The 3771-nt window shown below is 50.0% G+C and carries 2 protein-coding genes; both read right to left on the bottom strand.

The window, feature by feature from the left end; genetic code table 11:
- Positions 1-250: 250 nt before the first annotated feature.
- The gene (locus tag A1332_RS01255) at positions 251-1684 is read right to left on the bottom strand and encodes a hypothetical protein (protein ID WP_064006771.1); all 1434 of its coding nucleotides are present in this window, start codon (positions 1682-1684) and stop codon (positions 251-253) included.
- A gap of 592 nt (positions 1685-2276) precedes the next feature.
- A complete protein-coding gene (gene ltrA / locus A1332_RS01250; protein WP_231890177.1) occupies positions 2277-3356 on the bottom strand; it encodes a group II intron reverse transcriptase/maturase in 1080 nt (359 codons plus the stop codon).
- Between the last annotated feature and the right edge of the window lie 415 nt (positions 3357-3771).

Below are 3771 nucleotides of genomic sequence, written 5' to 3'. Positions count from 1 at the left end.
GGCCGAGACCCGACATTAAACCTAGCCGTCGCGCTAGCGACACTCAAAACCTCAAGCGCATTGGCATCATCCCGGAAGCCTGAAACCGCGCTACGGCCAATAAAGCCACTCCAAGGCCGTAGGGCGCATTAGCAATTGCGTAATGCGCCGAATGAATCAACATACAGCGCAATGCCCATGGGTTATTGCGCCCTACGAGCTAGCCCCTTTTGCACTAACTTAAAGACTTTCCGTCTCTTAGTCGGTTTGTTTATGGTTGCGTTAATCTGTCAGCGGTGATGCTACGCCCTTTCGTTAACACCGCGGCTTCAACTTGGCGTGGACTGCTACCCGAACACACTCTGATACCGCCTTCTGGGCTAAAGCAAGGGTGGGTGCCAGCCGGCACATCCCCGATAATAACGGGTGCGAATTGCTGCACTTGTCCCTCAATGGTTGTCGAAACTCCATAAAGTATCGGTGAAACGACAGGTAATAGAACTGCCGCTAAATCAAAGCTATCGGCATCAATGTTTTCGATAGAAAGTTTTGTAACGGGATCTCCATTGGCATCTTCCGTCGGCGACAACACCAGGTCAAAATGAACGGTACTATCAACATCACCCAAGATACTGGCGTCATGAACGATAATTGGAACACTCATCGCAAGCTTGCTTTCGCTCACAAAACGAGACGTCGTCGTACTGCCATTTCTTAATTCACCTTTGCCGTGGAGACTATGGCCAAACGTCGCTTCAATTCTGGAACGCAGCCAATCGCCATCAATACCAAAGAAAAAGGGCAGGTCCAGATTATTCCATGCGCTAGAAGAACGGATTTCGCTCCTAAAAGCAGTCAGTTGATTATTGCTATTAAGCCATTGGCATGGTGCTTGACTGGTGCCAAAGTTTTTTTGGAATGCCGATTGCCCATCGATTAACAGTTCAAATTCGGCGATACAAACACTATCGTTGCCCGGTTTTCGGAGTGAAATTAGAGTGATATCCGATGCCTGGGAAATGTTGTTCAGCATCAAATCATAGGTTTTATTCGTGCCTCGCTCCAGGTCGTCATCGGTCGAGTCCAGCCAAGTATGATTGCCGCGCGGATACCAATTCGTTACGGTTGTCACCAATCCAGTCGGGGTCTGCAAAAGCACCTCGACACCGTTATCGGTTCCGGCATTTTTGACATCCGGAACGCGAATGCGCAGCTGTAGCCGGTGCACGACTAACTCATCTCTACCATCGCGGGTAATGTAACAACGTTGGGGTGACGTTAAGCTCGCCCCCGAACCAGTCGCATCCGAAACAATAATGGCATAGCAATTTTCTGCGTTTGCAGATGCATTTTCATCAAGGAATGAAGCATATTTATTGTCAGGAAGCGCCGCAAAGGTTTGGATCGTTTGCCAAGCAGAACCATTAATGCTTCTTATCACTTGCGTTTGTGGCGCTTGCTGGTTGAACCAACGTAAACCGACGGTAGTTGGGCTGGGAGAACCGAGTGTGAAATCCTGGACTGGATACACGCCAGGATCAATTGTCGGCCCAACCGATATAAATTGACCCGTAGCGGCTGAATTGAGAACTGTCGTTTTCTGGAGAGCAGTTGCATTGTTAAATGCAATCAAACCAACAATTAAAACCATCACTTTCGAATTGAAAGCGGCCGAATTGAAGAAACTTTTTGAGATGGTAGCCATGGATCACTCCTAATTTTGGTTGGTGTGGTCCAGATTAAAACCAAAAGCTAACCTTGGACTATCAATTAGGTAACACAAAACGTGTGATTAAATCACTTTCACTAGAAGACTGACTATCGCAGAAAAACCGCTCAATCCATTTTGGTCTTACCCTGATTTAAGCACGGTCCGATTAGCGCAGCGTAATCGGACGCATGTTGAATTAAATCTTTAGGAGTAAGCGCTGCCGCTAATAAGGCAGGCAAACAATGATTGTAAGCTCACTTCATTCCTCCGAATGGAGAGTAGTCGCGACGCTTGCACGTCGCGACCCTCGCAGAACCGGACTTGGAGTGTTACACCATCCGGCTCCCAGTTCAAGTCATTCACAAGGGTTGAGGATACAAATAGTGCTGCACATTCAAGCACGGCATCCAGGCTTTTAATGCCTGGGTGAAGGTCTTCCAGTTACAGCTTCGCTTTTGGCTTCGTCGGTTGAGCCATTTGAACAACAGACGAGCAATTAGACGCGCATAGTTACCAATCTGCCTCGTATTGCCACTGACGGCATAATAGGCAAGATGACCACGTAAATGCTGCCGTGCATAGTCCATCATGGCTTTCCCGCCCTGTACCCTAAGCGCTGCCAGTTTCCTGCCGACCTCTTTGAGCTTCTTGCCATCCGTTCTCGTTGCGTCATACGCCCTACCTTAAATCGTCCCTTTCGGCTCTTGCCCACATAGTGGGTGAAGCCCAGGAAGTTAAAGGTCGCCGGATGCTTGAGCCCATCTGTGCCGCAGTCTTTGGCCGCTTGGCTGCCAAAGCGAATAACGGCGGTTTTGCTCGGCTCAACTTCCAGGCCAAATTGGCCTAGTCGCTCCTGCATGTCCACCCTAAAGCGTTTGGCTTCGTCCTCACGATTGAAACAGGCCACATAATCATCCGCATAACGAATCAGTCGGGCGTTGCCTCGGCAGGTCTTGGCGAATTTCTTTTCAAACCAAACATCCAGCACGTAGTGCAGGTAAATATTGGCCAGCACGGGTGACACCAGCCCACCTTGCGGTGTTCCACTGTCTTCATGCCTCCATAGACCATCTTCCATGACACCCGCCTTGAGAAAGCGCCTGACGAGTCTCAGAAACACAGGATCTTTGATCCGATAGGCTAAAAATTTCATCAGCCAATCGTGATTAACATGATCAAAGAAACCTTTAATGTCTGCTTCTACGACCCATTGGGTGTTTTCGTTTCGGATGACCCCTCCCAGTCGAGCCAACGCTTGGTGAGCATTTCGACGTGGCCTAAATCCATAGGAGCAGCCCCGAAACTCCGGCTCCCAGATCGCTTGCAGGATGTTGGACATCTGCTGTTGTACGATCCGGTCTTCGAAGCTCGGTATGCCGAGTGGTCTAACCTGACCGCTGCCTTTCGGAATATAGACCCGCCGCGACGGTTTCGGCCTGTAGCTCAAGCTACGCAGGCTTTGCGAGAGCGCTTTGATTCGCTCTACCACATCAACCGCATACGCCGCTTTGCTAACGCCGTCGATGCCCAACGCTTTGTTGCCTGGTTGTTTGTCAAAACAAGTTAACAGCTCGATGGGACTGCTCAGCAATCCCGTCAGTGCGGTGTACTGCTTTTGCGGGGGTTCCCGCGCCCATTGTGTGAAACGTTCAAGTGTTGTTGTCATGCACAGAGTCCGCTCGGTGTCGGGGCATGTTTCCCTTGACCGTTATCTTGAACCGGTTCCCCTTCGCTCCCGCAGCATTACCCGCGTTCTTCGCTACTATGGGAACCTCCGACTTCCGTACGTTACGGCTTCCTCCCTCGCTGTTTAGGCTTGTCGGGAAGTGCGTTAAAAAAACCAACGCCAACGTACGGATCTCCTGGGTTACCGCTTAATCTCAATATCGGACTCGAAACGGCCTAAGATCCCGGGTGGAAACCACTGACTCGCCTTGGCGTCAGTGATTTTGTTGCTTGCGGGGTAGCGTAAACCCTCAGCCCTTTCCAACTATAGTTTTCGAGACTCAACACCTTCACGGTCGGCATTATCCGTTACCATTGTTCCTCGCCAGTTTTCGTACCTTGTATTATCCAACCAT

This window comes from Methylomonas methanica (assembly GCF_001644035.1).
GTDB lineage: Bacteria > Pseudomonadota > Gammaproteobacteria > Methylococcales > Methylomonadaceae > Methylomonas > Methylomonas methanica_A.
The sequence above is the reverse complement of the archived record's forward strand: the minus strand, read 5'-3'. Positions and strand labels throughout refer to the sequence as shown.